Annotated in this window: 19 protein-coding genes; 5 read left to right on the forward strand and 14 right to left on the reverse strand. The window is 72.8% G+C overall.

Translation table 11 applies throughout. The annotated features are described in order from the left end of the window. Window positions 1-3: 3 nt before the first annotated feature. Window positions 4-1,449, reverse strand: coding sequence for an MFS transporter (locus H0H10_RS39300; protein ID WP_188186028.1), 1,446 nt, complete (start codon window positions 1,447-1,449; stop codon window positions 4-6). A 107-nt stretch (window positions 1,450-1,556) separates the two neighbouring features. Between H0H10_RS39300 and dusB the strand changes: the two genes are divergently transcribed. After that, a complete protein-coding gene (gene dusB / locus H0H10_RS39305; RefSeq protein ID WP_188186029.1) occupies window positions 1,557-2,723 on the forward strand; it encodes a tRNA dihydrouridine synthase DusB in 1,167 nt (388 codons plus the stop codon). Here the strand turns inward: dusB and H0H10_RS39310 are convergent, their stop codons facing one another. Continuing rightward, complete coding sequence (locus tag H0H10_RS39310; protein ID WP_188186030.1) at window positions 2,724-4,472, reverse strand: alkaline phosphatase family protein; 1,749 nt, start codon at window positions 4,470-4,472, stop codon at window positions 2,724-2,726. Window positions 4,473-4,988: 516 nt separating this feature from the next. Here H0H10_RS39310 and ppdK point away from each other — a divergent pair. Continuing rightward, a complete protein-coding gene (gene ppdK, locus H0H10_RS39315; protein WP_188186031.1) occupies window positions 4,989-7,736 on the forward strand; it encodes a pyruvate, phosphate dikinase in 2,748 nt (915 codons plus the stop codon). A 129-nt stretch (window positions 7,737-7,865) separates the two neighbouring features. Here ppdK and H0H10_RS39320 read toward each other — a convergent pair whose 3' ends face one another. Together H0H10_RS39320 and H0H10_RS39325 are read right to left on the reverse strand one after the other, a co-directional pair. Next, window positions 7,866-9,023, reverse strand: coding sequence for an alkaline phosphatase PhoX (locus H0H10_RS39320; protein ID WP_188186032.1), 1,158 nt, complete (start codon window positions 9,021-9,023; stop codon window positions 7,866-7,868). A gap of 107 nt (window positions 9,024-9,130) precedes the next feature. Then, window positions 9,131-9,589 (reverse strand): excalibur calcium-binding domain-containing protein, encoded by a 459-nt coding sequence (locus H0H10_RS39325; RefSeq protein WP_188186033.1) that lies wholly within the window; start codon window positions 9,587-9,589, stop codon window positions 9,131-9,133. A 216-nt stretch (window positions 9,590-9,805) separates the two neighbouring features. On the opposite strand from H0H10_RS39325, the gene H0H10_RS39330 reads away from it, so the two are divergent. Next, complete coding sequence (locus H0H10_RS39330; RefSeq protein ID WP_188186034.1) at window positions 9,806-10,738, forward strand: oxidoreductase; 933 nt, start codon at window positions 9,806-9,808, stop codon at window positions 10,736-10,738. An 83-nt stretch (window positions 10,739-10,821) separates the two neighbouring features. Here H0H10_RS39330 and H0H10_RS39335 read toward each other — a convergent pair whose 3' ends face one another. The 5 genes from H0H10_RS39335 to H0H10_RS39355 all read right to left on the reverse strand — a co-directional run bounded on the left by H0H10_RS39335 (window position 10,822) and on the right by H0H10_RS39355 (window position 16,458). Beyond that, a complete protein-coding gene (locus H0H10_RS39335; RefSeq protein ID WP_188186035.1) occupies window positions 10,822-11,586 on the reverse strand; it encodes an SDR family NAD(P)-dependent oxidoreductase in 765 nt (254 codons plus the stop codon). Between the two features lie 67 nt (window positions 11,587-11,653). Then, on the reverse strand, window positions 11,654-12,238 hold the full coding sequence (locus H0H10_RS39340) for a TetR/AcrR family transcriptional regulator (protein WP_188186036.1): 585 nt from the start codon (window positions 12,236-12,238) through the stop codon (window positions 11,654-11,656). A 46-nt stretch (window positions 12,239-12,284) separates the two neighbouring features. Next, window positions 12,285-12,635 carry a nitrite reductase small subunit NirD gene (nirD, locus tag H0H10_RS39345; RefSeq protein WP_188186037.1) on the reverse strand — a complete coding sequence of 117 codons (351 nt, stop codon included), beginning with the start codon at window positions 12,633-12,635 and terminating at the stop codon, window positions 12,285-12,287. Continuing rightward, complete coding sequence (gene nirB / locus H0H10_RS39350) at window positions 12,632-15,241, reverse strand: nitrite reductase large subunit NirB (protein WP_188186038.1); 2,610 nt, start codon at window positions 15,239-15,241, stop codon at window positions 12,632-12,634. The genes nirD and nirB overlap by 4 nt, the downstream gene beginning before the upstream one ends. Continuing rightward, window positions 15,241-16,458, reverse strand: coding sequence for an NAD(P)/FAD-dependent oxidoreductase (locus H0H10_RS39355; protein ID WP_188186039.1), 1,218 nt, complete (start codon window positions 16,456-16,458; stop codon window positions 15,241-15,243). The genes nirB and H0H10_RS39355 overlap by 1 nt, the downstream gene beginning before the upstream one ends. Window positions 16,459-16,633: 175 nt before the next feature. Between H0H10_RS39355 and H0H10_RS39360 the strand changes: the two genes are divergently transcribed. Beyond that, entirely contained in the window at window positions 16,634-17,416 is a 783-nt protein-coding gene (locus H0H10_RS39360; RefSeq protein ID WP_188186040.1) for a sulfite exporter TauE/SafE family protein, read from the forward strand. Between the two features lie 34 nt (window positions 17,417-17,450). On the opposite strand, the gene H0H10_RS39365 is transcribed toward H0H10_RS39360, so the two are convergent. The 4 genes from H0H10_RS39365 to H0H10_RS39380 all read right to left on the reverse strand — a co-directional run bounded on the left by H0H10_RS39365 (window position 17,451) and on the right by H0H10_RS39380 (window position 22,618). Then, on the reverse strand, window positions 17,451-18,578 hold the full coding sequence (locus H0H10_RS39365; RefSeq protein ID WP_223181097.1) for a hypothetical protein: 1,128 nt from the start codon (window positions 18,576-18,578) through the stop codon (window positions 17,451-17,453). Further along, complete coding sequence (locus H0H10_RS39370) at window positions 18,575-19,882, reverse strand: hypothetical protein (protein ID WP_188186041.1); 1,308 nt, start codon at window positions 19,880-19,882, stop codon at window positions 18,575-18,577. Before H0H10_RS39370 ends, H0H10_RS39365 begins: the two co-directional genes overlap by 4 nt. A gap of 3 nt (window positions 19,883-19,885) precedes the next feature. Then, window positions 19,886-21,589: a serine/threonine protein kinase gene (locus H0H10_RS39375; RefSeq protein WP_188186042.1), complete on the reverse strand. Its 1,704-nt coding sequence runs from the start codon at window positions 21,587-21,589 to the stop codon at window positions 19,886-19,888. A gap of 126 nt (window positions 21,590-21,715) precedes the next feature. Continuing rightward, window positions 21,716-22,618, reverse strand: coding sequence for an NAD(P)-dependent oxidoreductase (locus tag H0H10_RS39380; RefSeq protein WP_188186043.1), 903 nt, complete (start codon window positions 22,616-22,618; stop codon window positions 21,716-21,718). Window positions 22,619-22,723: 105 nt separating this feature from the next. Here H0H10_RS39380 and H0H10_RS39385 point away from each other — a divergent pair, with 105 nt between their 5' ends. Further along, window positions 22,724-23,122 (forward strand): winged helix-turn-helix transcriptional regulator, encoded by a 399-nt coding sequence (locus H0H10_RS39385; RefSeq protein WP_188186044.1) that lies wholly within the window; start codon window positions 22,724-22,726, stop codon window positions 23,120-23,122. Here the strand turns inward: H0H10_RS39385 and H0H10_RS39390 are convergent. Further along, entirely contained in the window at window positions 23,060-23,680 is a 621-nt protein-coding gene (locus H0H10_RS39390; protein WP_188186045.1) for a class F sortase, read from the reverse strand. The genes H0H10_RS39385 and H0H10_RS39390 overlap by 63 nt on opposite strands. Window positions 23,681-23,709 lie beyond the last annotated feature (29 nt).

Raw genomic sequence — 23,709 nt, forward strand, 5'->3', positions numbered from 1 at the left:
CCGTCACGCCCCGGTGCCCGCGGCCTCCCGCACCTCCGGCGACTGGAGCCGCCCGGCCGTGCGCTCCGCCGTGCGGCGGGCCCACGCGCCGGTGGTCACGGCGCCGAGCACCAGGACCACGAGGCCGCACCCGGCGATGATCCACCAGCCGGGCCGGGCGGCGGAGACGAAGGCGTCCCGGTACGACGACGCGCCCACGCCCGCCGCCAGCACCGCGCCGACCACCGCCACGCCCAGGGTCTGGCCCAGCTGACGGCTGGTGGAGGCGACGGCGGCGGCCACCCCGGCCTGGGCGCGGGGCATGCCGGAGACCGCGGTGTTGGTGATCGGCGCGTTGACGAAGCCGAAGCCGACGCCGAAGAGGACGTACCCGGCGAAGAGGGCGACGTCCGACGTCTCCGCGTCGAACGCCGCGAACAGCACCCCGCTCACGGTCATCGCGCCGCCCGCGACCAGCAGCGACGGCCGCGGGCCCCGGCTGCCGACCAGCCGTCCGGACAGCGGGGCGCACAGGAAGGTCGGCACGGCCATCGGCAGCATCCACAGACCGGCGTGCAGGGCGCTCAGCCCGCGCACGTTCTGCAGGTACAGCGTGGACAGGAACAGGAAGCCGCCCAGCGCGGCGAAGGCGCCGACCGCGATCACCGTGGCCCCGCTGAACGGTGCCGACCGGAAGAAGCGCAGGTCGACGAGGGGCTCGGCGCGCCGCGGCTCGTACCAGAGCAGGCCGGCCAGCGCGGCCAGCGCCACCGCCGCGAAGGGCACCACCGCCGCCGCTCCCGCGTTCGGCGCCTCGATGATCGCGTACGTCAGACAGGCGAACAGCACGATCACGAGCAGCTGGCCCACCGGGTCCGGGCGGCGGGCCCTCGGCGCCCGGGACTCGGGAACGAAGCGCAGTGTGAGCAGGAGTGCGGCCAGGCCCACCGGCAGGTTGATCCAGAAGATCGACCGCCAGCCGACCGACTCCACGAGCAGTCCGCCCACCAGGGGGCCCGCGGCCATGGAGATGCCGACGACCGCGCCCCACACGCCGATCGCACGGGCGCGCTCGCGCGGGTCGGTGAAGGTGTTGGTGATGATCGACATGGCGACGGGGTTGAGCATCGAACCGCCCACCGCCTGCACCATCCGGAACACGACCAGCGCCGACAGGTCCGGCGCGAGCGAGCACAGCAGCGAGCCGACGGTGAAGACGACCAGGCCCGCCATGAAGACCCGTTTGCGACCGATCCGGTCGGCGGTGGAGCCGGCGAGCATCAGCAGCGCGGCCAGCACCAGCGTGTACGCGTCGATCGCCCACTGGAGCCCGGACGTGCTCGCGTCCAGATCGCGCTGCATGGCCGGCAGGGCGACGTTCAGCACGGTGTTGTCGAGGCTCACGATCAGCAGGCTCATGCAGCAGATGGCGAGCACGAGCAGACGTCGGCGGTGGGAGAGCTCGGGCATGGTCTCCATCGTACGCCGATTTCGATAGTGCGGTTAACTAATGACTGTTACATGATCTTGCGGCCCGTGCGTGCCGGGCACCGCCCCGCATACGGAACAATGGAGAGATGTCCACGCCCACCACGCCCACCGCGCCCGTCGTGAACCCGCCGCTGCGGATCGGTCCGCACCCCGTCGCACCGCCCGTGGTGCTGGCGCCCATGGCCGGGATCACCAACGCGCCCTTCCGCACGCTGTGCCGGGAGTTCAGCGGGGGCAAGGGCCTGTTCGTGAGCGAGATGATCACGACCCGGGCGCTGGTCGAGCGCAACGAGAAGACCATGCAGCTCATCCGCTTCGACGCGACCGAGACGCCGCGCTCGATCCAGCTGTACGGCGTGGACCCCGCGACCGTCGGCAAGGCCGTCCGCATGATCGCGGAGGAGGACCTCGCCGACCACATCGACCTCAACTTCGGCTGCCCGGTGCCCAAGGTCACCAGGAAGGGCGGCGGCTCGGCCCTCCCGTACAAGCGGAACCTGCTGCGGGCCATCCTGCGCGAGGCCGTGAGCGGCGCCGGTGACCTGCCGGTCACGATGAAGATGCGCAAGGGCATCGACGACGACCACCTCACCTACCTCGACGCCGGTCGGATCGCCGTCGAGGAGGGCGTGACCGCCATCGCCCTGCACGGCCGCACCACCGCCCAGCACTACGGCGGCACCGCCGACTGGGACGCCATCGCCCGCCTGAAGGAGCACGTCCCGGAGATCCCGGTGCTCGGCAACGGCGACATCTGGTCCGCCGAGGACGCGCTGCGCATGGTCCGCGAGACCGGCTGCGACGGCGTGGTCGTCGGCCGCGGCTGCCTGGGCCGGCCGTGGCTCTTCGCCGACCTGGTGGCCGCCTTCGAGGGCCGCCCGGACGCCTTCGTACGGCCCACCCTGCGCGAGGTCGCCGACGTGATGGTCCGGCACGCCACCCTGCTCGGCGAGTGGATCGGCGACGAGTCCCGCGGGGTGATCGACTTCCGCAAGCACGTGGCCTGGTACCTCAAGGGCTTCGCGGTGGGCTCCGAGATGCGCAAGCGGCTGGCGGTCACGTCCTCCCTGGCCGAGCTGCGCGCCGGGCTCGACGAACTCGACCTCGACCAGCCCTGGCCCGCCGGCGCCGACGGCCCCCGCGGCCGCACCTCCGGCAACAACCGGGTGGTCCTGCCCGACGGCTGGCTGAAGGACCCGTACGACTGCGCGGGCATCGGCGAGGACGCCGAGCTGGACACCTCCGGCGGCTGATCAGCCCCCCGACGGGTGCGGGACGGAGCCGTACGCCGTCAGGAAGCGGTCCCGGAAGGAACTCATCCGCCACACCGGGGCGTCCGGCGCCGGCTTCAGGCCCTCCGTCCAGTTCCAGTCGTCGATCGCGTCGAGCACCTTCGGGTCCCTGGCCACGATCGAGACCGGCACGTCCCGGCTCGCCCCGTCGCCGCTGACCCGGGCGATGGGCTGGTGGTCGCCGAGGAAGACGAGGACGGTGTCGTCGGTGCCGTAGCGCTCCAGCCACTCGGTGAGGCTGGTGACCGAGTACTGGACCGACTTCCCGTACTCCTGCCGTGACCGGGTGCCGTCGGCGATGACCTCCGACGGCTTCTCGCCCTCCCGCGCCACGGCGTCGAAGACCGAACCGTCGCCCAGCTCGTCCCAGCCGACCATCCTCGGGATCGGCGCCCAGGGCTGGTGGCTGGAGGTCAGGATGATCTCCGCCATCAGCGGCCTGTCGCGCTTCCTGCCGTGCTCCAGGCGCTGGAACGCCTCCAGGGCGTACTGGTCCGGCATCGTCGACCAGCTGAACTTCGGCCCTTCGTACCCCATGCCGAACGCGTCGTAGACCTTGTCGAGCCCGTACCACTCCGCCTCCGGCCAGGCCTTCTGCACGCCCGGCATGACACCGACCGTGTCCCAGTCGCCGGTCTTCTCGAACGCCTTGGTGAGGGTGAGGTGGTCGCCGGCGGTCACGGTGCGGTAGCGCTGCTGGTTGTCGACCCACAGGCCCGACAGGAACGTGGAGTGGCCGAGCCAGCTGCTGCCGCCGTACGTCGCCGACGTCAGCCAGCCGCTGCGGGCGCGGAAGCCCGCCCCGGCCAGCGCCTTCGTCCGCGCGTCGAGCACGCGGCCGACACCGGGTGCCATGACCGGGTCCTCGACGGCACTGCGGCCGTAGCTCTCGATGAACGCGAAGATCACGTCCTTGCCGCGCAGGTCGGGGACCAGCTCCTCGCCGGGCGTGGCGCCGAAGCGGTCCGCCTCCGCCTCCTTCTCGAACGCCGCCTCGTCCCGCAGCGTGTCCACCACCCGGTGCGCCTGCGCCTCGAGTGCCGCGGAGGCGCTCCTGGTGGCGACCGGCACGCCGAAGGTCTGCACGCCGAGCGCCACGCAGGTCATCCACACGGTGGCCGCCATCAGCGCCCCCCGGGCCGCCCGCTCCCGGTGCGCGGCGAGCAGCTCGCCCAGCCTGACCGCCGCCAGCGCCGTGAGCAGCGGCAGCAGTACCACCAGCGCGACGGCGCCCACCGCGGCCCAGGCCGCCACCGCACCGCCCATCGAGTCCGCCACGTACGACTGGGCATCGTCCAGCAGCCCCCAGTCCAGGACGACGTTGAAGCCCCGCCCCAGGTACTCGGTGAAGCCCATGTCGAGCACGTTCAGCACGGTCAGCGCGCCGAGGCCGGCCCCGAACAGCGCTGCCGCCACCAGCCGCGCCACGCGGGGCAGACAGAGCAGCAGCACGGCCCCGACGACCGCCTCCACCGGGATCCGGGCGAACCGGTTCGGCTGCAGGGCGGCGAGGGTGTTCGGCAGCAGCAGCGCGCCGAGCACGAGAGCGGCCGCGAGGACGGTGACGGTCCGGCGCAGCACCCGGGCGGCGGTGGGACGGCGGGCGCGCCAGGCGTCGCGCCGCCGGGTGAGGCGGGTCCTGAGGGCGCGCAGTCCGGGGGTGTCGTCGGCCGTGCGCGGTGGCGGGCGGAAGTGCGTGAAGACAGGCACCCGGGGGTCCTTCCGTACGAAACCCGTTGGACGGCGGACCCGACGTGGGGGTTCGGGCCCGCCGCCCTGTCTTACGTCCGGTCCGCACGCTGTGTTCAGCCTGCTGCGGCCGTGTCCGGATCGCGTCCGGGACAGGTCCGCATGGTGAAATCCGGCTCGCTGTGGCAGCGTGATTCTCGCCACCCTTGATAAGGGTTGCGCTCAGATGAGCGGATCTTCGGCGAGTGCACTTCTCCAAGGGGTGGCACTCAGTGCCAGACCTTGATCGTTCATCGATCGAACTCAGACGTGGATAACGGCGCTCAATTGAGCGGTCAGACGAGCCTTGAGGAGGTTGATTCGTTCAAGAAGTGAAAACACAAGCCTTCGGTCGCTTGCCAAGCCTTGACTTTCGATCCGCTGGCGGACGAGTGGTTACAGGCGCATGACGCGCAAGTGGACGTACCCATGAGCCTTTGATCTGGGTACATTCCTCGCCGTCAGGGCAGCCACCGCGTCCTCGAGGAGTCGAGACCCGTGTCGGAAAACAAAGAACCCCAGGTAGCTGAGCACGGCACCAGCGTTGAGGGCGTGAAGTTCGTTTACGACTTCACCGAGGGCAACAAGGACCTCAAGGACCTCCTCGGCGGCAAGGGCGCCAACCTCGCCGAGATGACCAACCTGGGCCTTCCGGTCCCGCCCGGCTTCACCATCACCACCGAGGCCTGCAAGGTCTACCTGGAGAGCGGCGAGGAGCCGGCGGCACTGCGTGACGAGGTGAGTGCGCACCTCGCGGCCCTCGAAGAGAAGATGGGCAAGAAGCTCGGCCAGCCCGACAACCCGCTCCTCGTCTCGGTCCGCTCCGGCGCCAAGTTCTCCATGCCCGGCATGATGGACACGGTCCTCAACATCGGCCTCTCCGACAAGTCGGTGCAGGGCCTGGCCAAGCAGGCCGGCGACGACCGCTTCGCCTGGGACTCCTACCGCCGCCTCATCCAGATGTTCGGCAAGACCGTCCTCGGCGTCGACGGCGACCTCTTCGAGGAGGCGCTGGAGAAGGCCAAGGAGGCCAAGCAGGTCACGGTCGACACCGAGCTGGCGGCCGCGGACCTGAAGAAGCTGGTCACCACCTTCAAGAAGATCGTCAAGAAGGAGGCCGGCCGGGACTTCCCGCAGGACCCGCGCGAGCAGATGGACCTCGCCATCAAGGCGGTCTTCGACTCCTGGAACGGCGACCGCGCCAAGCTCTACCGCCGCCAGGAGCGCATCCCGCACGACCTCGGCACGGCCGTCAACGTCTGCTCGATGGTCTTCGGCAACCTGGGCCCGGATTCGGGCACGGGCGTGGCGTTCACCCGGGACCCCGCCTCCGGCCACCAGGGCGTCTACGGCGACTACCTCCAGAACGCCCAGGGCGAGGACGTGGTGGCGGGCATCCGCAACACGGTCCCGCTCGCGGAGCTGGAGCGGATCGACAAGAAGTCGTACGACCAGCTCATGCAGATCATGGAGACCCTGGAGAACCACTACAAGGATCTCTGCGACATCGAGTTCACCATCGAGCGCGGCCAGCTCTGGATGCTCCAGACCCGCGTCGGCAAGCGCACGGCGGGCGCCGCCTTCCGCATCGCCACCCAGCTGGTCGACCAGGGCCTGATCGACGAGGCCGAGGCGCTCACCCGCGTCAACGGCGCCCAGCTCGCCCAGCTGATGTTCCCCCGCTTCGACGAGTCCGCCAAGGTCGAGCAGGTCGGCCGCGGCATCGCGGCCTCGCCGGGCGCGGCGGTCGGCAAGGCGGTCTTCGACTCGTACACCGCGGTGAAGTGGTCCCGCTCGGGCGAGAAGGTCATCCTGATCCGCCGCGAGACCAACCCCGACGACCTGGACGGCATGATCGCCGCCGAGGGCATCCTGACCTCGCGCGGCGGCAAGACATCCCACGCGGCCGTGGTCGCGCGCGGCATGGGCAAGACCTGTGTCTGCGGCGCCGAGGAGCTGGAGGTCGACACCAAGCGCCGCCGGATGACCGTGCCCGGCGGGCACGTCGTCGAGGAGGGCGACGTCGTCTCCATCGACGGCTCGACCGGCAAGGTCTACCTGGGCGAGGTCCCGGTCGTCCCGTCCCCGGTCGTGGAGTACTTCGAGGGCCGCATGCACGCGGGCGCCGAGGACGCCGACGAACTGGTCGAGGCGGTCCACCGCATCATGGCCTTCGCCGACCGCAAGCGCCGCCTGCGGGTGCGGGCCAACGCCGACAACGCCGAGGACGCGCTGCGCGCCCGCCGCTTCGGCGCCCAGGGCATCGGCCTGTGCCGCACCGAGCACATGTTCCTCGGCGACCGCCGCGAGCTGGTGGAGCGGCTGATCCTGGCCGACACGGAGGCGGAGCGCGAGGAGTCCCTGAAGGAACTGCTCCCGCTCCAGAAGCAGGACTTCGTCGAGCTGTTCGAGGCGATGGACGGCCTCCCGGTCACCATCCGTCTCCTCGACCCGCCGCTGCACGAGTTCCTGCCCGACATCACGGAACTCTCCGTCCGCGTGGCCCTCGCGGAATCCCGCCAGGAACCCCACGAGAACGAGCTGCGCCTGCTCCAGGCGGTCCACCGCCTGCACGAGCAGAACCCGATGCTGGGCCTGCGCGGCGTCCGCCTCGGCCTGGTCATCCCCGGTCTGTTCACGATGCAGGTCCGGGCGATCGCCGAGGCCGCCGCCGAGCGCCGGGCGGCCAAGGGCGACCCGCGCGCCGAGATCATGATCCCGCTGGTCGGCACCGTCCAGGAGCTGGAGATCGTGCGCGAGGAGGCCGACCAGGTCATCGCCGAGGTCGAGGCGGCCTCGGGCACGCGGCTGAAGCTCGCCATCGGCACGATGATCGAGCTGCCGCGCGCCGCGCTGACGGCCGGCCAGATCGCGGAGGCGGCCGAGTTCTTCTCCTTCGGCACCAACGACCTCACCCAGACGGTCTGGGGCTTCAGCCGCGACGACGTGGAGGCGAGCTTCTTCACGGCGTACCTGGAGAAGGGCATCTTCGGCGTCAGCCCCTTCGAGACCATCGACAAGGACGGCGTGGGCTCCCTGGTCGCCGCCGCCGCGCAGGCCGGCCGCGCCACCCGTCCCGACCTGAAGCTCGGCGTCTGCGGCGAGCACGGCGGTGACCCGGAGTCGGTCCACTTCTTCCACCAGGTGGGTCTGGACTACGTCTCCTGCTCCCCGTTCCGCATCCCGGTGGCCCGGCTGGAGGCCGGCCGCGCGGCCGTCACGGCGGAGGGCAGCGACCACCGCTAGCCCCTCGCGGGCACGCTGGACCCCGGAGCCGTCGTCTGTCACCCGACCACCCTCACCGATCGGCGACGGCTCCGGATCACGGAGAGAGGGCGGCACCCCGTGCGGGGGGAGCCGCCCTCTTCCGTTGCGCTACGCCCGGAAGGGGCCCGTCACCTCGTACGTGATCCCGCCCGAGGAACTGCCGGTCGTGCCGCGCTGGCTGGAGAAGTACAGCCGCGTGCCGTCGGGGGAGAACGCCGGGCCCGTGATCTCCGAGCCGGACTGGCCGTCGATGCGCAGGAACGGGGTGATCACGTCGTCCGGGGTGATCACGCAGATCTCCATGTTGCCGCCGTCCTCCGCGACGAACAGGTCGCCGGAGGCGGAGCCGGTGACGTTGTCCACGCCGGTCAGCGGGGCCGTGCCGGACGTCACCAGGGAGTCGTCGTAGGCCAGTTCGATGGTCTGGGCGGCCGCGTTGTACTGCCAGACGCGGTTGTCGCCCTTGGTGGTGAACCAGCAGGTGTCGTTCGCGTAGTAGCAGCCCTCGCCGCCGTTGAAGCGCTTGGCGCCGGAGACCTGGCTGCGGGTGGCGGTGGCGCCGGACGGGTCCGGGACCCTCGCCCACGTCACCGGGCCGCTCGTGGCCGTGCCCGCGACCAGCACCTCCAGGGTGCCGGAGGACAGGTCGCCCCAGGTCGTCGGGCGGAAGCGGTAGAAGCAGCCGTCGGTGACGTCCTCCGTGAGGTAGACGACCCTCCGGACCGGGTCGGCGGCCGCGGCCTCGTGCTTGAAGCGGCCCATGGCGTCGCGGCGGACGGCGGCCTTCACACCCCAGGGGTCGGTCTCGTAGACGTACCCGCGGTCGACCTCCTCGCAGGACAGCCAGGTGTTCCAGGGGGTCTTGCCGCCGGCGCAGTTCTGGCGGGTGTTCGACAGCACGCGGTACGCCGACGTGATCGCCCCGGTGGCCGAGAACTTCACCGCGCTCGCGCCGCCGGAGGGGTTGATCTCCGAGTTCGACACGTAGATCCAGCCCGTGCCGTCGGCGTAACAGGCGCCGCCGTCGGGGGCGTTGTGCCAGGTGTACGACGTGCCGGGGACCTTCTGGCCGGAACGGGCGATGACGCGGGAGGTGAAGCCGCTGGGGAGTCTGATGCCGTTCGCGTCCGGCGAGCCCAGCGGGCCGTACGGGCCCGTGCCGGGCTGGGCGGGGGCGGCGTACGCGGCGCCGCGCCACAGGGTGCCGCCGAGGACGGCGGAGGAGCCGCCGAGGGCGACCGCACGCAGCAGGGTACGACGTTCCACTTTCACTCCAGGGGTGCCGTGACCGCCCCGCCGCCGGGTGACGGCGGGGTCGCGCGATCACGGACCCTAGGGGAGTGGGGTTGACGGGTCATGGACAAACGGTGACGTCAGCGGGTGTCCCGGCGCCTGCGCGCCGCCAGGAGCAGGCCGCCGCCCGCGAGGACGACGGCCGCGCCGCCCGCGGCGAGGTACGGGGTGCTGTCGTCGCCGCCGGTCTCGGCCAGGTCGGTGTCCTTGCCGGAGCCGGACCCGGATTCCCGCTGCCCGGACGCCTGGTCCGCCTTGCCGTCGCCGCCGGAGTCCTCGCCGTCGCCGCCCGAGTCCTTGTCGTCGGCGGGCACGAAGCCCGCGGGCGGCTTGTCGCAGCCGATGCCGTCGCCGTCGCGGTCCAGGTGCTTGCCGTAGTGCTGCTCGTCGGACGCGGGGATGTCGGCGTACCCGTTGTCGTACGCCTCGGTGCAGTTCTTGAACGGGTGCGTGCCGTCGTGCGCCTCGGCGGCGGTCGGCAGGGCGGCCAGTGCCAGGGCGGCGACGGCCGCGGCGGCGGGCTTGCGGAAGGGGATCATGGAATGCCTCGGAAGGTCTGGATGTCCGTATGAGTGATCTTGAGGGTGCGATTGTTCGCCTTTGAGGTGATGAAGCTATTGAGGGGCCGCCGATGTGGGGGCGATATGAAGGACCTGTGATGCGAACGTGACGTGACCGGACGGTAGCTCTCCGCTCCGGGCGCGGGGGGAAGTGGCGTACGGTGAGGGAATTCCGGCACCCGGGAGGAGCCGACGATGACCGGCTGGAGCGAGCGCGACATCCCCGACCAGGACGGCCGGGTCGCCGTCGTCACCGGGGCCAACAGCGGGCTCGGCTACGTGGCGGCGCGCGAACTGGCGCGCAAGGGGGCGCGGGTGGTGCTCGCGTGCCGGAGCGAGGCCCGGGGGAGTGCGGCCGTGGAGCGGCTGCTCGGCGAGGTGCCGGGCGCCCGGGTGGAGCTGGGGCGGCTGGACCTCGGGGACCTGGCCTCCGTGCGGGCGTTCGCGAGCGGACTGCCGTACGAGCGGATCGACCTGCTCCTCAACAACGCCGGGGTGATGGCGCTGCCCCGCGGCACGACCGCGGACGGTTTCGAGACCCAGTTCGGCGTCAACCACCTGGGCCACTTCGCCCTCACCGGCCTGCTGCTGCCCGCCCTGCTCGCCGCGCCGGGCGCCCGTGTCGTGACCGTCTCCAGCATGATGCACGTGCTGGCCAACATCGATCTCGGCGACGTCGACTGCGTGCGGCGGTACGGGCGCTGGGTCGCCTACGCGCGGTCCAAGTCGGCCAACCTGCTCTTCACGCACGAGCTGGCGCGACGGCTCGCGGCGTCCGGTGAGGGTTCGCACGTGGTGGCGGCCGCCGCCCACCCCGGGTACGCGGCGACCAACCTCCAGACCACCGGGCCGCGCATGGAGGGGCGCGGGCTCGCCGAGCGGGCCATGCGGGCCGGCAACCGGCTCTTCGCGCAGTCGGCCGAGGCGGGCGCGCTGCCCCTCCTGTACGCCGCCACCGCCCCCGGCGTCCGTCCCGACTCCTTCACGGGCCCCTCCTTCGCGATGTGGCGCGGGGCGCCCGCACCGGCCCGGCGGGCGCCCTGGACCGTCGACGACGCCATGGGGGAGCGGCTGTGGGCCGCGTCCGAGCGGCTGACGGGGGTGACGTACGGCGCCCTCAAGGGCTGACCGCGCCCTCAAGGGCCGACGGTGCCATCAGACGGTGCTGTCAAGGGCCGACGGCGGGCGCGGCAGCCCCTGGCACGAGGGGGTCAGGCCGTCTGCCCGCTGTCCACCACCAGCTCGGTGCCGACCACCGAGGCCGCGTCGTCCGACGCCAGGTACAGCACGGCCGCCGCCACCTCCTCGACCGCCGCGACCCGGCCGAGCGGCACCTCGCTCTTCATGCGCTCCGCCCGCCCGGCCTCCGTCTCGCCCGGCTGCAGCGACATCTGCGTGTCCGTGGCACCCGGGCTGACGGCGTTGATGCGGACCCCCTCGGCGATGTGGTCCAGGGCGGCGCCCCGCGTGAGCACCGAGACGGCCGCCTTGGTGGCCGCGTAGGCGGTGGCGCCCGGCTGCCGCTTGTGCATGCCGAAGGTGGAGGCGATGTTGACGATCGCGCCGCCGGACGGCTGGCTGCGCATCTGGCGGACCTCGGCCCGCAGGGCGAGGAACACCCCGGTGACGTTGATGTCGAGCTGCGTCCGCCAGTCGTCCTCCGCCAGGTCGGCCAGGGGCTCGCCGCCCCGGAAGACCCCCGCGTTGTTGACCGCCACGTCGAGGGAGCCGAAGCGCTCCACGGCGGCGTCCACGACGGTCTGCACGTCGGCGGCGCGCGCCACGTCGGCGGTGACGGCGAGCGCCTTGCCGCCCGCGGCCTCGATCAGGGCCACCGTCTCGTCGAGCGGTTCCCGCCGGCGTCCGGCGACGACGACGTTCGCTCCCTCGGCGGCGAACGCCAGGGCGACGGCCCGTCCGATGCCGGAGCCGGCCCCGGTGACGAGGGCGGTGCGGTCGGTGAAACGGCTGGTCATGATCTCCCCTTTTTTGACCGAGCGGTTCAGTATGCGGGCAAGAGAAAAGCCCCGGCCCGCGGGTGGGTCAGTCGAGCAGTGCCAGTGCCTGTTCCGTCGCGTCCCGTACCCGCGCCGGGTCCGCGGACGCCTTGCCGACGATCCTGAGCCCCTGGAGCAGCACCAGCAGCATGCGCGCCAGGGCCAGCGGATCGCGGCCGGCCGGCAGTTCGCCCTGGGCGCGGGCGCGCTCCAGGGCCGAGTGCAGCACGGCCTCCAGCTGGTCCCAGTTGCGCTCGACCCGCCGCGCGGCGGCCGGGTCGTGCGGCGCCAGCTCGGCCGCCGTGTTGGTGACGAAACAGCCGCGCTCGCGCAGGTCGTCGGCGGTCGCCTCGGCGGCGTAGCGCCGCACGAGCGCCCGTACGCCCGGCAGTGCCGGACCCGGCCGGGCCAGCTCCCGGAGCATGTCCGGGAGCAGTCCCTGCTCGTAGCGCTCCAGCGCCTTCAGGTACAGCTCGTGCTTGTTGCCGAAGGTCGCGTAGATGCTGGCGCGTCCGACGCCGAGGTGCTCCACGAGGTCGGACATCGACGTCGCCTCGTAGCCGCGCCGCCAGAACAGCTCCAGGGCTGCCCGCAGCGCGGCGTCCGGATCGAACTCCTTGGTCCTGGCCACGTGTTGCAGCCTAGGGCGTTCTGAAACGACCAGTCAAGAAACCGGGTCAGACGGCCTTCACCTCGTACGTCGCCACCCGCACCTCCTCGTCGTCCAGGCACTGACCGGTCGCCAGGTCGAAGCGCTGCTTGAGCAGCGGGGAGGCGACGAACGGGCGGCCCCGGTGGGTGCCGGTCAGGCCGCGGGAGAGGACCGCCGCGCCGGTGAACGGGTCCCGGTTGTCGATGGCGTACAGCGAGCCGGCCCGGTCGCGGAACAGGGCCGCCTGGCGGCCGTCCGGCAGCAGGGCCGCCACGCCGCGGCCCGGGAGCAGGGCGCCGAGGTCGCAGGCCGTGAACCAGCCGTCGGCCAGCCGCAGGCGTACCTTCAGGTCGGTCGTCTCGGGTGCCAGGGTCATCGCTGGGCGCTTCCTTCCAGGACGTCTTCCTCGGTGCGCCGCATGCCGATGGTCAGCAGCGGCAGGTCGGGCTTCATCTGGTCGCGTTCGGGCACGAAGCCGACGACCGGGTCGGGGGTGTCCGGGGCGTTCACGAAGGACACGAACCGGGCCAGCTTCTCGGGGTCGTTGATCGTCTCGGCCCACTCGTCGCGGTAGTGGGAGACGTGGGCGGCCATCAGGGACTCCAGCTCGTCGCAGATGCCGAGCGAGTCGTGCACGACGACGTCCCGTACGTGGTCCAGGCCGCCGGGGATCCGCTCCAGCCAGGTGGAGGTGCGCTCCAGCTTGTCGGCGGTGCGGATGTAGAACATCAGGAACCGGTCGATCAGGCGGACCAGTTCGGCGTCGGACAGGTCCTGCGCGAGCAGGTCCGCGTGGCGCGGGGTGGCGCCGCCGTTGCCGCCGACGTACAGGTTCCAGCCGTTGGACGTGGCGATCACGCCGAAGTCCTTCGACTGGGCCTCGGCGCACTCGCGGGCGCACCCGGAGACCGCCGACTTCAGCTTGTGCGGGGAGCGCAGGCCCCGGTAGCGCAGCTCCAGGTCGATCGCCATGCGCACGGAGTCCTGGACGCCGTACCGGCACCAGGTCTGCCCCACACAGGACTTCACCGTGCGCAGCGACTTGCCGTACGCGTGCCCGGACTCGAAGCCGGCGTCCACCAGCCGGGCCCAGATCAGCGGCAGCTGCTCGACGCGGGCGCCGAACATGTCGATGCGCTGACCGCCGGTGATCTTCGTGTAGAGGCCGAAGTCGCGGGCGATCTCCCCGATCACGATCAGCTTCTCCGGGGCGATCTCGCCGCCGGGGATGCGGGGCACGACCGAGTACGAGCCGTTCTTCTGCAGGTTGGCCAGGAAGTGGTCGTTGGTGTCCTGCAGCGCCGCCTGCTCGCCCTCCAGGACGTAGCCGCTCGCGCCGATCGACGGGGCGAGGGAGGCGATGATCGAGCCGACCGCCGGCTTGCAGACCTCGCAGCCGTCGCCGCCCCGGGCCTCCTCGCGGCCGTGCCGGTCCAGCAGCTCCTGGTAGGAGGTGATGCGCAGGGCGAGGACGATCTCGTACAGCTCCTCGCGGGTCTGGGCGAAGCAGCCGCACAGGCCCTTGTCGACCTCGACGCCGCTCGCCTCCAGCTCGGCGGTGACCAGCTGTCCGAGCACCTTGACGCAGGAGCCGCAGCCGGTGCCGGCCTTGGTGCACTTCTTCACCTCGGGCACGGTGGTGCACTGGTGGTCGGTGACCGCGCCGCGGATCGTGCCCTTGGTGACGTTGTGGCAGGAGCAGATGACCGCGTCGTCGGGGAGCGCGGAGGGCCCGAGCTGGGCCGGCGCCCCGGCACCGGCCGGCAGGACGAGGGACTCCGGCGCGACGGGCGGCACCGAGCCGGTGAGCGCGCGCAGCGTGCCGTACGCCTCCGCGTCGCCGACCAGGATGCCGCCGAGCAGCGTGCCGTCGCGGCCGATGACCAGCTTCTTGTACAGGCCGGCGCGGGAGTCGGAGTACACGACGTCCAGGCAGTCCTCGGCGGTGCCGTGCGCGTCGCCGAAGGACGCCACGTCCACGCCGAGCAGCTTCAGCTTGGTGGACAGGTCGGCGCCGGTGAACGCGGCCTCGTCGGACGCGATGGTGGCCGCCGCCGTCTCGGCCTGCTCGTAGCCCGGCGCCACCAGGCCGTAGACCCGTCCGTCCGCCGCCAGCGCGCACTCGCCGATCGCGAACACGTGCGGGTCGGTGACCGTGCGGCACTGCTCGTCGACGCTGATGCCGCCGCGCTCGCCGACCGCGAGACCGCAGTCCCGGGCGAGCTGGTCGCGGGGACGGACACCGGCGCTGAACACCACCAGGTCGGTGACGAGTTCGGAGCCGTCGGACAGCTTCATGCCGGTGACGGCGCCGTCCTCGCCGACCACGATCTCCTGCGTGCCGACGCCGGTGTGGACGGACAGGCCCATGTCCTCGATGGTGCGCAGCAGCGCCGCGCCGCCGCCCTCGTCGACCTGGACGGGCATCAGCCGGGGCGCGAACTCCACGATGTGGGAGGTCAGTCCGAGGCCCTTCAGCGCGCCCGCGGCCTCCAGGCCGAGCAGCCCGCCGCCGACCACCGCACCGGTCGTCGCCTTCCGGGCGTACTCCTCGATGGCGAGCAGGTCCTCGATCGTGCGGTAGACGAAGCAGCCGGTGGCGTCCTTGCCGGGGACCGGCGGGACGAACGGGTAGGAGCCGGTGGCCAGCACCAGGATGTCGTAGCCGACGACCAGGCCCGAGCGGGCGGTCACCGTGCGGGCCTCGCGGTCGACCGTCTCGGCCGGGTCACCGACGTGCAGCTCGATGCCGTGCCCGTCGATGAACTCCATGTCCGTCATCGACAGGTCCTCGGGCGTCCGGCCCGAGAAGTACGAGGTGAGCTGCACGCGGTCGTAGGCGGGGCGCGGCTCCTCGCACAGCACGACCACGCGGTGCGTGGCGGTCAGGCCGCGCTCGGCGAGCGCTTCGAGGAAGCGCTGGCCGACCATGCCGTGGCCGACGAGCACGATCGTGGGGGTGCCACCCGGGTTGGCGGTCATCAGGAGCCTCCGTCGTTGGTGAGCAGGTGGAGCAGGGGGCCGCCGTCGGACGGGAGCGGCTCTGCTCCCTCCCAGGCGCGGGCGAGCGCGCCGACGGTGCCGAGTTCGCCGACCAGGACCCCGCCGACCAGCCGGTCGTCGCGGACGACGACCTTGCGGTAGGTGCCCCGGGTGGCGTCGGCGAGCTGCACGACGTCGTCGCCGGGGCGGGGTTCGGTCTCGCCGAACGCGGCCAGGTCGAAGGGGCTGTCGGGCCCGGTGAGGGTGAGGCGGGTCAGGGACCGGGTGCCGGTGTAGCGGGCGGCGGTGTCCCCGGCCAGCAGCGCGGCGAGCGCGCCGGCCTGTTCGAGGGCCGGGGCGGCCAGCCCGTACACCGTGCCGGCGTGCTGGACGCAGTCGCCGACGGCGTGGATGTGCGGGTCGCTGGTGCGCAGCTCGTCGTCGACGACGACGCCCTTGCGGACCTCGAGACCGGCCGCCTCGGCCAGGCCGGTGCGCGGGCGGACGCCGCAGGCCAGGACCACGAGGTCGGCGCCGAGGGCGTATCCGTCGGCCATCTCCACCGAGCGCACCGCGCCGCCGACCGAGCGCACGTCCCGCACCCGGCACTCGGTGTGCACCTCCACGCCCAGGTCCTCCAGATGGCGCCGGACGAGAGCGGAGGCGGCGGGGTCGAGCTGGCGTTCCATGAGCCGCTCGGACTGCTGGGCGAGGACGACCTGCGCGCCGCGCACCGCGAGCGCGCGGGCGGCGGACACGCCGAGCAGTCCGCCGCCGACGACGACCGCCCGCACCCCCGGCCGCACCGCCTTGGACAGGGCCAGGCAGTCGTCCATGGTGCGGAACGCGTGCACGCCCTCGGGCAGTTCGCGGCCGGCGGTGAACAGGCCGCGCAGCGGGGGCAGCACGGCGTTGGAGCCGGTGGCGAGGACCAGCGTGTCGTATGCGATCACCGAGCCGTCGGCGCACAGGACGGTCCGCCCGGTGCGGTCGATGCCGGTGACCCGCGCGCGGGCCAGCTCCGCGGGCGCCGGCAGGGCGGTCACCTCGGGGCCGTACCGCCCGGCCAGCACCTCGGCGAGCAGCACCCGGTTGTACGGGCGGTGCTCCTCGTCGCCGACGACCAGCGCGGGCGTGCCGAGCTCACCGAGCCGCCGGGCGAGCGTCACGCCCGCGAGGCCGGCGCCGATCACCACCACACGCGTATTCGAGGTCATGGCACCGAGCGTGCGGTGCGGGTGTTACCCGGTGGCATCACGTCTGTTTCCCACCGGGAACGCTGCCCTCAGCGGGGCCGGGGGACGGGTGTGAGGGCGGCGGTGCAGCCCCCGAACCTCAGAAGACCCTCATCTCGATGGACGGCACATCCATTCCCTCCTTAGGGTCCTGATCATGCCCGACATATCGCTGACCATGGTCGTCCTGCTCTGCCTCGCGGCCCTCGCGGCCGGCTGGATCGACGCCGTGGTCGGCGGGGGCGGGCTCCTGCTGCTGCCGGTGCTCCTGCTCGGGCTGCCCGCCGGCACCCCGGCCGCGCACGCGCTGGGCACCAACAAGGCGGTCGCCATCGTCGGCACGACGGGCGCGGCGGTGACGTACGCCCGCAAGGCACCGGTCGACGTCGGCACCGCCGTGCGGATCGGGCTGGCCGCCCTCGCCGGATCGTCGGCCGGGGCCTTCTTCGCGGCCGGGATGAGCACGGACGTCCTCAAGCCGGTGATCATGGTGGTGCTGCTCGCCGTCGCGGCCTTCGTGATCCTGCGCCCCGCCTTCGGCACCGCCCCCGCCGCCGGGCCGGCCACCCGCCGCCAGATCCTCGCCGCGATCGGCCTGGCCGGCATCGGCATCGGCTTCTACGACGGTTTCATCGGCCCCGGCACCGGCACCTTCCTGGTGCTGGCGCTCACCGCCGTCCTCCACCTGGACCTGGTGACCGCCTCCGCCACCGCCAAGATCGTCAACTGCTGCACCAACGCGGGCGCCCTCGCCATGTTCGCCTGGCAGGGCGCCGTGCTGTGGCAGCTGGCCGCCCTGATGGCCGTGTTCAACCTGGCGGGCGGCACGCTGGGCGCCCGAACGGCCCTGAAGAGGGGCAGCGGCTTCGTCCGCGTGGTCCTGCTGACGGTCGTCTTCGCGCTGGTGGCGAACATGGCCTACGAGCAGTGGCTGGCCTAGGAGCGCCAGCCGCGAGCAGGCGGCGGCCCGGGTGTCACTCCGGGTCCGGGCGGGAGTGTTCCGCCAGGCTGAGCAGCAGGTGCGCCGACTCCGGGTGGTAGTAGTCGGAGTGGGCGCCCACCGGGTTGAGCCGGCTGCTGCGGTACCGCCAGCTCGCGTCGACGTTGACGAAGGTGTGGTCCAGCGACCGCAGCGGGTACGGGGTGTCGGCCCGCAGCAGCCGGGTCGACCAGACGTCGTGCGGAGCGAGCCCGGGCGCAGGAGTGGCCGACAGCCGCATCCCCGAGTGCCCGATCCCCGGGGCCTTCTCACCCAGCAGGTGCCAGAAACCGGTGGCCCGGTCGTACCGGGAGTGGGTGAACACCAAGGGCCCGCCCACGGGGGAGGCGTGCCCGAGGGGCCCGGGCCGCAGCCGGTGGAAGACCGTGTCGAACGCGGTCCGCGGCGCCGCCATCTGGAACACCGTCAGCGAGTCCACCGTGAAGGGCAGCGAGGGGTGGGCCGCGGTGCTCCACCCCAGCGACCCGCCGCGCTCGGCCTCCGCCTCCGCGGCCCAGGTCACCGCCTCGCACAGGAAGCGCCCGCCGAAGGAGTGCCCGACCAGATGCAGGTACTGACCGCCCCTGGTCCGCAGGGTGCCCTCCGCAGGGTCGCCGCGCTCGGCGTGCAGATAGCCGAGCAGATGACCCAGGACGTGCGGGGCGTAGCCCTCCTCACCGGTGCTCATCGCGTGCGCCCGTTCCCGGATCCGCTCGTACCCGCCCCTGCTGAGCGGCGAGGAGGACGGCCAGCGCACCACCACGGTCCACGGCGCGAAGCCCGCCCGCAGCCGCGGGTAGAGGGCCGCGCGGGCCGTCCGCTGGCGTTCCATCAGGCCCAGCAGCCGCCGGGCGTTGCGCACCGCCGCGGCCGGGCCCGTCTGCCAGCCGTGCACGTACACCAGGATGTCGGTGGCCCACCTGGGCGGGGTCAGCCGGTCCGCCAGATGGCGCTTCAGACGGTCGGCGCGGACCGGTTCCCCGGTCTCGTCGTGCAGCAGCCAGCCGTCGGTGTCCAGGTCGACGGTGACGATGCCGTCGTCCGGCGGGACGGCCGGCGGGACGGCCGACGGGCGACGGGTGGGCCGGCGGAACAGGCGCCGGGTCCTCGGGGACGGGGTCATGAACCGGTCGTTCCTTCCTGCGGTGACGTGGCGACGCGGCTGTCCAGCCCGCAGACCAGGCCGTAGGCCAGCGCCAGTGGGTTCCGGTAGGTGGCGGCGAACCACCGCACGGTCTCCAGCAGGGCGAGACCCGCGGTCAGTCCCTCGTCCAGGTAACAGGTGAGGAAGCGGAGGGCGAACTCGGCGCCGAACACCTGGGGCATGGCGATCTGCGGGGCCAGCACCCCGAGGGCGCCGTGCCTGACGAAGGCGGCGGACAGGCTGGTGAAGCCCGTGGTGGCCGGGGCCCCGGCGAAACAGGTGTTGAGGACCACCAGCGGGTGGAACAGGGCCACCGCGCCCCGCCGGACCGCCGCCTCGGTGTGCGGCTTGCGGTACCCGTCCACCAGCGGCGCGTCGATGGGCAGTTCGTCGCTCAGCCGCAGCGCGTGCCACGTACGGCCGCCGTGCTCCTCGTACGAGCCGTGGCAGAAGAAATACATCACGTCCTCGTCGAGGACCGGCCGGGCCAGGTCCGGGAGGAGTTCGTGACTGAAGTGCCGCTCGGTCAGCTCCAGGCGGCTGTCGAGGAGTTTGACCACGTCGGCGGCGAGCGGGACGTTCCTCAGGTCCGAGTCCAGGTTCGCGCTGCCGGCGGCGCGACCGCGGTCGGACACCCACCAGTAGTCGGCGTACGCCCCCGAGGTCGACTCGATCTGGTGCCGGTGACCGAGGAACAGCCGGAACGGGTCACCGGTCGCACGGCCGCCCGCCAGCAGCTTCTCGTACCCGACGGCCAGCATGGGCCAGGGCACGCCCAGGTCGGAGTCGAACCGGATACGCAGGTCCTCGCGCTCCAGGACGCCCAGCAGGTGGCCGCGGAAGCGCACCAGCTCACGCTCCTCCCCGGCGAGCAGTTCCCCGAGCAGGTACGCCCCCTCCCGGGCCAGTTCGCTCACCCGCGCCAGCAGTTCGGACTGCGGGCGGCCGGTGAGGTCGGCGTTGCGGAGGTACGGCTTCTTCTCACGCAGGCGGTTCGATCCGGACACCGGCTCGAACTGGACGAACTGCTGCCAGCGGGATATGAGCCGGGCCGAGAGCGAGGAGATCTCGTCCGCGCCGATGGCCAGCCGGGCGTGGTGGGAGGCCCCGCGGGGCTGGGGGAGCAGCCCCGTCTCGCTCCACATGGAGATCAGGACGACGTCCCTCGCGGGACTGCGCAGCGTGACCGTCAGCTCCCGGGGTGCGCAGGCGGGGGCCTCCGGGAGCAGCCGGTAGCCGCGGCTCGGGTCCTGCTCGGTGATCAGGTCGATCTGGTGGTCCAAGGGTTACGACTCCGGTCCTCGCTGTGGTGCGGAGCCGACGAGGGCGGGCTCTGCGGTGACCAGGGTGGCGCTCAGTTCCTGGAGGACGACGCCGTGCGCCCGGTCGTAGACGGTGAGGCGGAGCCGGTGGCTTCCGGGGGTGTGGGCCGTGAAGGTGAACGCGGCGGGGCCGGACGAGCCGTCCTGGACGCGGTAGCCGGTGCACGGGGGCGTCACGGTGGCGTCGGCGGACCGCGCGGAGGCCACCAGCATCAGCTCGGCGGGCTCCCGGTCGTCCCCCGGCGCCCGGAACCACGGGTGCCCCTCGGGCACGTCCAGGGCGAATTCGAGCAGCATGGGCCGGCCCACCCGGGTGGGCCCGTCCCGCAGGACCAGGCGGGGCGTGCACGCCGGCACTCCGGGCGGCGCGGGCAGAGGTGCCTCGGGGGAGGCGCCGGGGACAGCGGGCGGGGCCGCCGGTGCGCCGGCCGCGCGAGCGCCCTCCGGGAGGCGGTCCGGCGGACCGGCGGATGGCGGAGCGCCCGGGTCACCCCGGCGGCGCCGGGCCCGTGGCAGCAGCGCCAGGCAGTGCCACACGGCCTTGCCCGCCACCAGGACGGAACCCGAGGCCAGCCCGAAGACCAGGGAGGACAGGACCGCGGACTCGGCGTCCGGGCCGGAGGACCGGTCGACCAGGTGCAGGCCGAAGTACGTGACCAGCACGCCGGTCAGGAAGGCCGTCACCACCCGGCTGGTGACCGTGGTGAACAACTGGATCAGCGCGGCCTCCAGCCGGTCCCAGAGACTGCGCGGCTTCCTGTTGGGCACGGCCCAGTGCCCGCCCGCCAGCGGTTCGTGGGCCTCGGCGATCCGGCGCAGCGTGACCAGTGCCGGGCCCGCCGAGGCACGGGCGCCGGGGTGCCGGGACAGCAGCAGCTCCAGCAGCGCGTTCAGCTCGTGCTCGCCGCGGATCCGCGGGGGCCGGGCGTCGTGGACCTTCCGGACCGCGCGGAACCGCCGCAGGGGGCCGTACAGCAGCCCGGTGCCCGCCAGGATCCGGTGGAGGATCATGCCCATTGCCCACAGGTCCCCGGAAGCGGTGGGCACCGGCGGGGACGTGGCCTTGCCGGAGGCCAGCTCGGGCGCGGTGTAGCGGGAGCCGGGCTGCCAGGGCCGTACCCACGGCCCCCGGTCCTCGTCCGGGCCGGGCCTGAGCCCGTACCCCGCCACGGCCAGGGAGCGGTCGGCGCGGAAGAACACGTTGTGCGGGTCCACCTGCCCGTGGGCGATCCCGGCCGAGTGCAGCTCGTCCAGGGCCTGGGCCAGCTCCACCCCGAGGTAGGCGGCGTCCCCGCGCTCCAGCCGTCCCTGCTCGTCCAGCAGCTGGTGCAGGGAGAACGGCTGGACCGGGTCCATCACGACCCACAACGAGCCCTTCTGTTCGAACACGTCGTGGACGGCGAGCACGTGGGGGCTGCGCGGGGACTCCAGCCGTTCCACCTGGCGGACGAGGTCCCCGGGGACGCCCACCGCCTCCTTGTCCGCCCCGGCCCCGCCCGGCTTGCGGTGGGTGCGTGACGGGGCCGTGTGCGGGCGCAGTTGCTGGATGAACACCTCGCTGCCGGCGGCGGAGTCGAAGGCCTGCCAGTAGACCGAGTCCCCGTGCTCCTCCCAGCAGTCCTCCAGCCAGTACCGGTCCTGGAGCACTTCCTGATCCTCGGCTGCCATCGCCCTCCCCCCGACCCGGCGCGCTCACGCCCCGCGCCCCGGCTGCTTGGAGACTAGCGGTTCGCCGGTCACGGGCGCAGCGGACGACGAACGCCGCCGAGCCCTCGGTCAGCCGCCCCCGGGCGCCTAGGCGCCCGGCCCGTGCCGCCGGCCCAGCAGCTCCACGACCCCGCTGATGTCCTCGTCCCCGTGCCCGTCGGCGAGCCGGCGTTCCGTCAGGGCCATGTAGGGCGCCAGCAGCTCCGCGCTCACGCCCTGCTCCTCGGCCGTCCGCAGCAGGGTCGCGTTGCCCGCCACCTGCATCGCGAGGTTGGAGACGACGTCCTTGCCGTAGTCGCCGCTCTGGATCTGCTCGGCGGCCTTGTGCACGGCGGGCGTCATCGCGGTGAGCCAGCCGGAGAGCAGCGGCGCGAAGTCCTTCGGGGCGATGTCCTCCGCGCGGATCAGCGCGAAGGCGTGCAGGACACCGGCGAACATGCCGGTCATCGCGCTCAGCAGCGCCACGTCGTGCAGCGCCGCGAAGCCCGGGTCCTCGCCGGCCCAGTGGGTGCCGGCCGGGACGGCGAGGGTGTCCCGGTGCTCCTCGAAGAGGGCCGAGGAGCCGCTGTAGAAGACGTACGCGCCGGAGTCCGGGTCCCCGATCATCGGAGGTACGGCCATGATCCCGGCGTCCACGAACCGGGCCCCGCGCGCCGCCGCCCACGCGGCCCGGGCACGGCCCTGGGCGGGCGTGCCGGTGGTGAGGTTGACCAGGTCCCGGCCGGCCAGGTCGGCCCCGTCGAGGGCCTCGCCGACCGAGGCGTCGTCGAGCAGGCAGACGATCACCAGGCGGCTCGCGGCCACCGCCTCGGCGGCGGTCCGGGCGACCGCGGCGCCCTCGGCGGCCAGGGCCTCGGCGCGGGCGGGGGTGCGGTTCCAGACGGTGACCGGATGGCCGGCGGCCAGCCAGGCGCGGACGAGCGCGGCGCCCATGGCACCGGCGCCGAGGACGGTGAGCGGAATACGGGAGGGGGATGCCTTGTCAGTCATGATGTTCACACTCGCCGTGGGGGACGGCCCGCTCAAGTACGCACTTGCAAGTGGGTGGTTACCCCGGCGAAAGGGTGCAGGCAGCGAAGGGACGGGGTGTCGCGCATGGGAACGGTACGGCGGCCGGGGGCGTACGTCTGCGGGGTGGACGCGGCGATGGACGTGATCGGCGGGAAGTGGAAGGTGCTGATCCTCTGGGCGCTCGCCGAGCGGCCGTTCCGTTTCGGGGAGCTGCGCCGGGAACTGCCGGGCGTGACCGAGAAGGTGCTCGCCGCGCAGCTGCGGGAGCTGGAGGCCGACGGCATCGTGCACCGCGAGGAGTTCCCCGAGGTGCCGCCGCGCGTCGAGTACACGCTGACGCCGCGCGGAGTCGCCCTCAATGACGCGCTCGGGCCGCTCGGCGCGTGGGGCAAGACGCATGTCATCGGGGACGGCGGGGGTTCAGCGGCTGCCGGTCAGGTGGGCGAAGACGACGACGTTCCCCTGGTAGCCGGTGCCGCGTGAGTAGCCGCCGCCGCAGGTGATGACCCGCAGCTCGGGCCGCGCGGCCGCCCCGTACACCTTCTCGTCGGGGAAGTCCTTCGCGGCGTAGACCTCCACCGCGTCCACGGTGAACACCGCTACCCCGCCGTCGCGCCGGTCGACCTCGATCGTGCCGCCCTTCTTCAGGGCGCCCAGCCGGTAGAAGACGGCGGGCCCGGCGGTGTTGTCGACGTGTCCGGCGACGATCGCGGTGCCCGTCTCGCCGGGGGTGGTGCCGGCCTCGTACCAGCCGGCCAGGTTCTTCTCCTCGGCGGGCGGGACGTCGAGGCTGCCCGTCCTCGTCAGGCCGAGGCCCGTCAGCGGGGCGTTCACACCGATCGCCGGTATGCGGATGCGGTCCGGCGGGGACGGCGGCAGGGCCGGGGCGGCGGGCGCCTCGCCGGCCTGCCCGGTGAGGGCCTCGGCGGCGGAGGGCTGCGGCGGGGACCCCGTCCCGGGGCCGCCGCTCAGCAGCCACACCCCGGAGCACAGGGCGACCCCGGTGACGGTTGCTATCGCGGTGTTGCCGACCTTGCGCATGACGATCCCTCTCTGAAGGCCCCCGGCCC

This window comes from Streptomyces griseicoloratus (assembly GCF_014534645.1).
In the GTDB taxonomy this organism is placed as follows: Bacteria; Actinomycetota; Actinomycetes; order Streptomycetales; family Streptomycetaceae; genus Streptomyces; species Streptomyces griseicoloratus.

Coding starts and splice junctions, on each gene's coding strand:
- H0H10_RS39300 (WP_188186028.1), bottom strand. CDS start 1,449: ATGCCCGAGCTCTCCCACCGCCGACGTCTGCTCGTGCTCGCCATCTGC.
- dusB (WP_188186029.1), top strand. CDS start 1,557: ATGTCCACGCCCACCACGCCCACCGCGCCCGTCGTGAACCCGCCGCTG.
- H0H10_RS39325 (WP_188186033.1), bottom strand. CDS start 9,589: ATGATCCCCTTCCGCAAGCCCGCCGCCGCGGCCGTCGCCGCCCTGGCA.
- H0H10_RS39330 (WP_188186034.1), top strand. CDS start 9,806: ATGACCGGCTGGAGCGAGCGCGACATCCCCGACCAGGACGGCCGGGTC.
- H0H10_RS39335 (WP_188186035.1), bottom strand. CDS start 11,586: ATGACCAGCCGTTTCACCGACCGCACCGCCCTCGTCACCGGGGCCGGC.
- nirD (WP_188186037.1), bottom strand. CDS start 12,635: ATGACCCTGGCACCCGAGACGACCGACCTGAAGGTACGCCTGCGGCTG.
- nirB (WP_188186038.1), bottom strand. CDS start 15,241: ATGACCGCCAACCCGGGTGGCACCCCCACGATCGTGCTCGTCGGCCAC.
- H0H10_RS39355 (WP_188186039.1), bottom strand. CDS start 16,458: ATGACCTCGAATACGCGTGTGGTGGTGATCGGCGCCGGCCTCGCGGGC.
- H0H10_RS39360 (WP_188186040.1), top strand. CDS start 16,634: ATGCCCGACATATCGCTGACCATGGTCGTCCTGCTCTGCCTCGCGGCC.
- H0H10_RS39365 (WP_223181097.1), bottom strand. CDS start 18,578: ATGACCCCGTCCCCGAGGACCCGGCGCCTGTTCCGCCGGCCCACCCGT.
- H0H10_RS39375 (WP_188186042.1), bottom strand. CDS start 21,589: ATGGCAGCCGAGGATCAGGAAGTGCTCCAGGACCGGTACTGGCTGGAG.
- H0H10_RS39380 (WP_188186043.1), bottom strand. CDS start 22,618: ATGACTGACAAGGCATCCCCCTCCCGTATTCCGCTCACCGTCCTCGGC.
- H0H10_RS39385 (WP_188186044.1), top strand. CDS start 22,724: ATGGGAACGGTACGGCGGCCGGGGGCGTACGTCTGCGGGGTGGACGCG.
- H0H10_RS39390 (WP_188186045.1), bottom strand. CDS start 23,680: ATGCGCAAGGTCGGCAACACCGCGATAGCAACCGTCACCGGGGTCGCC.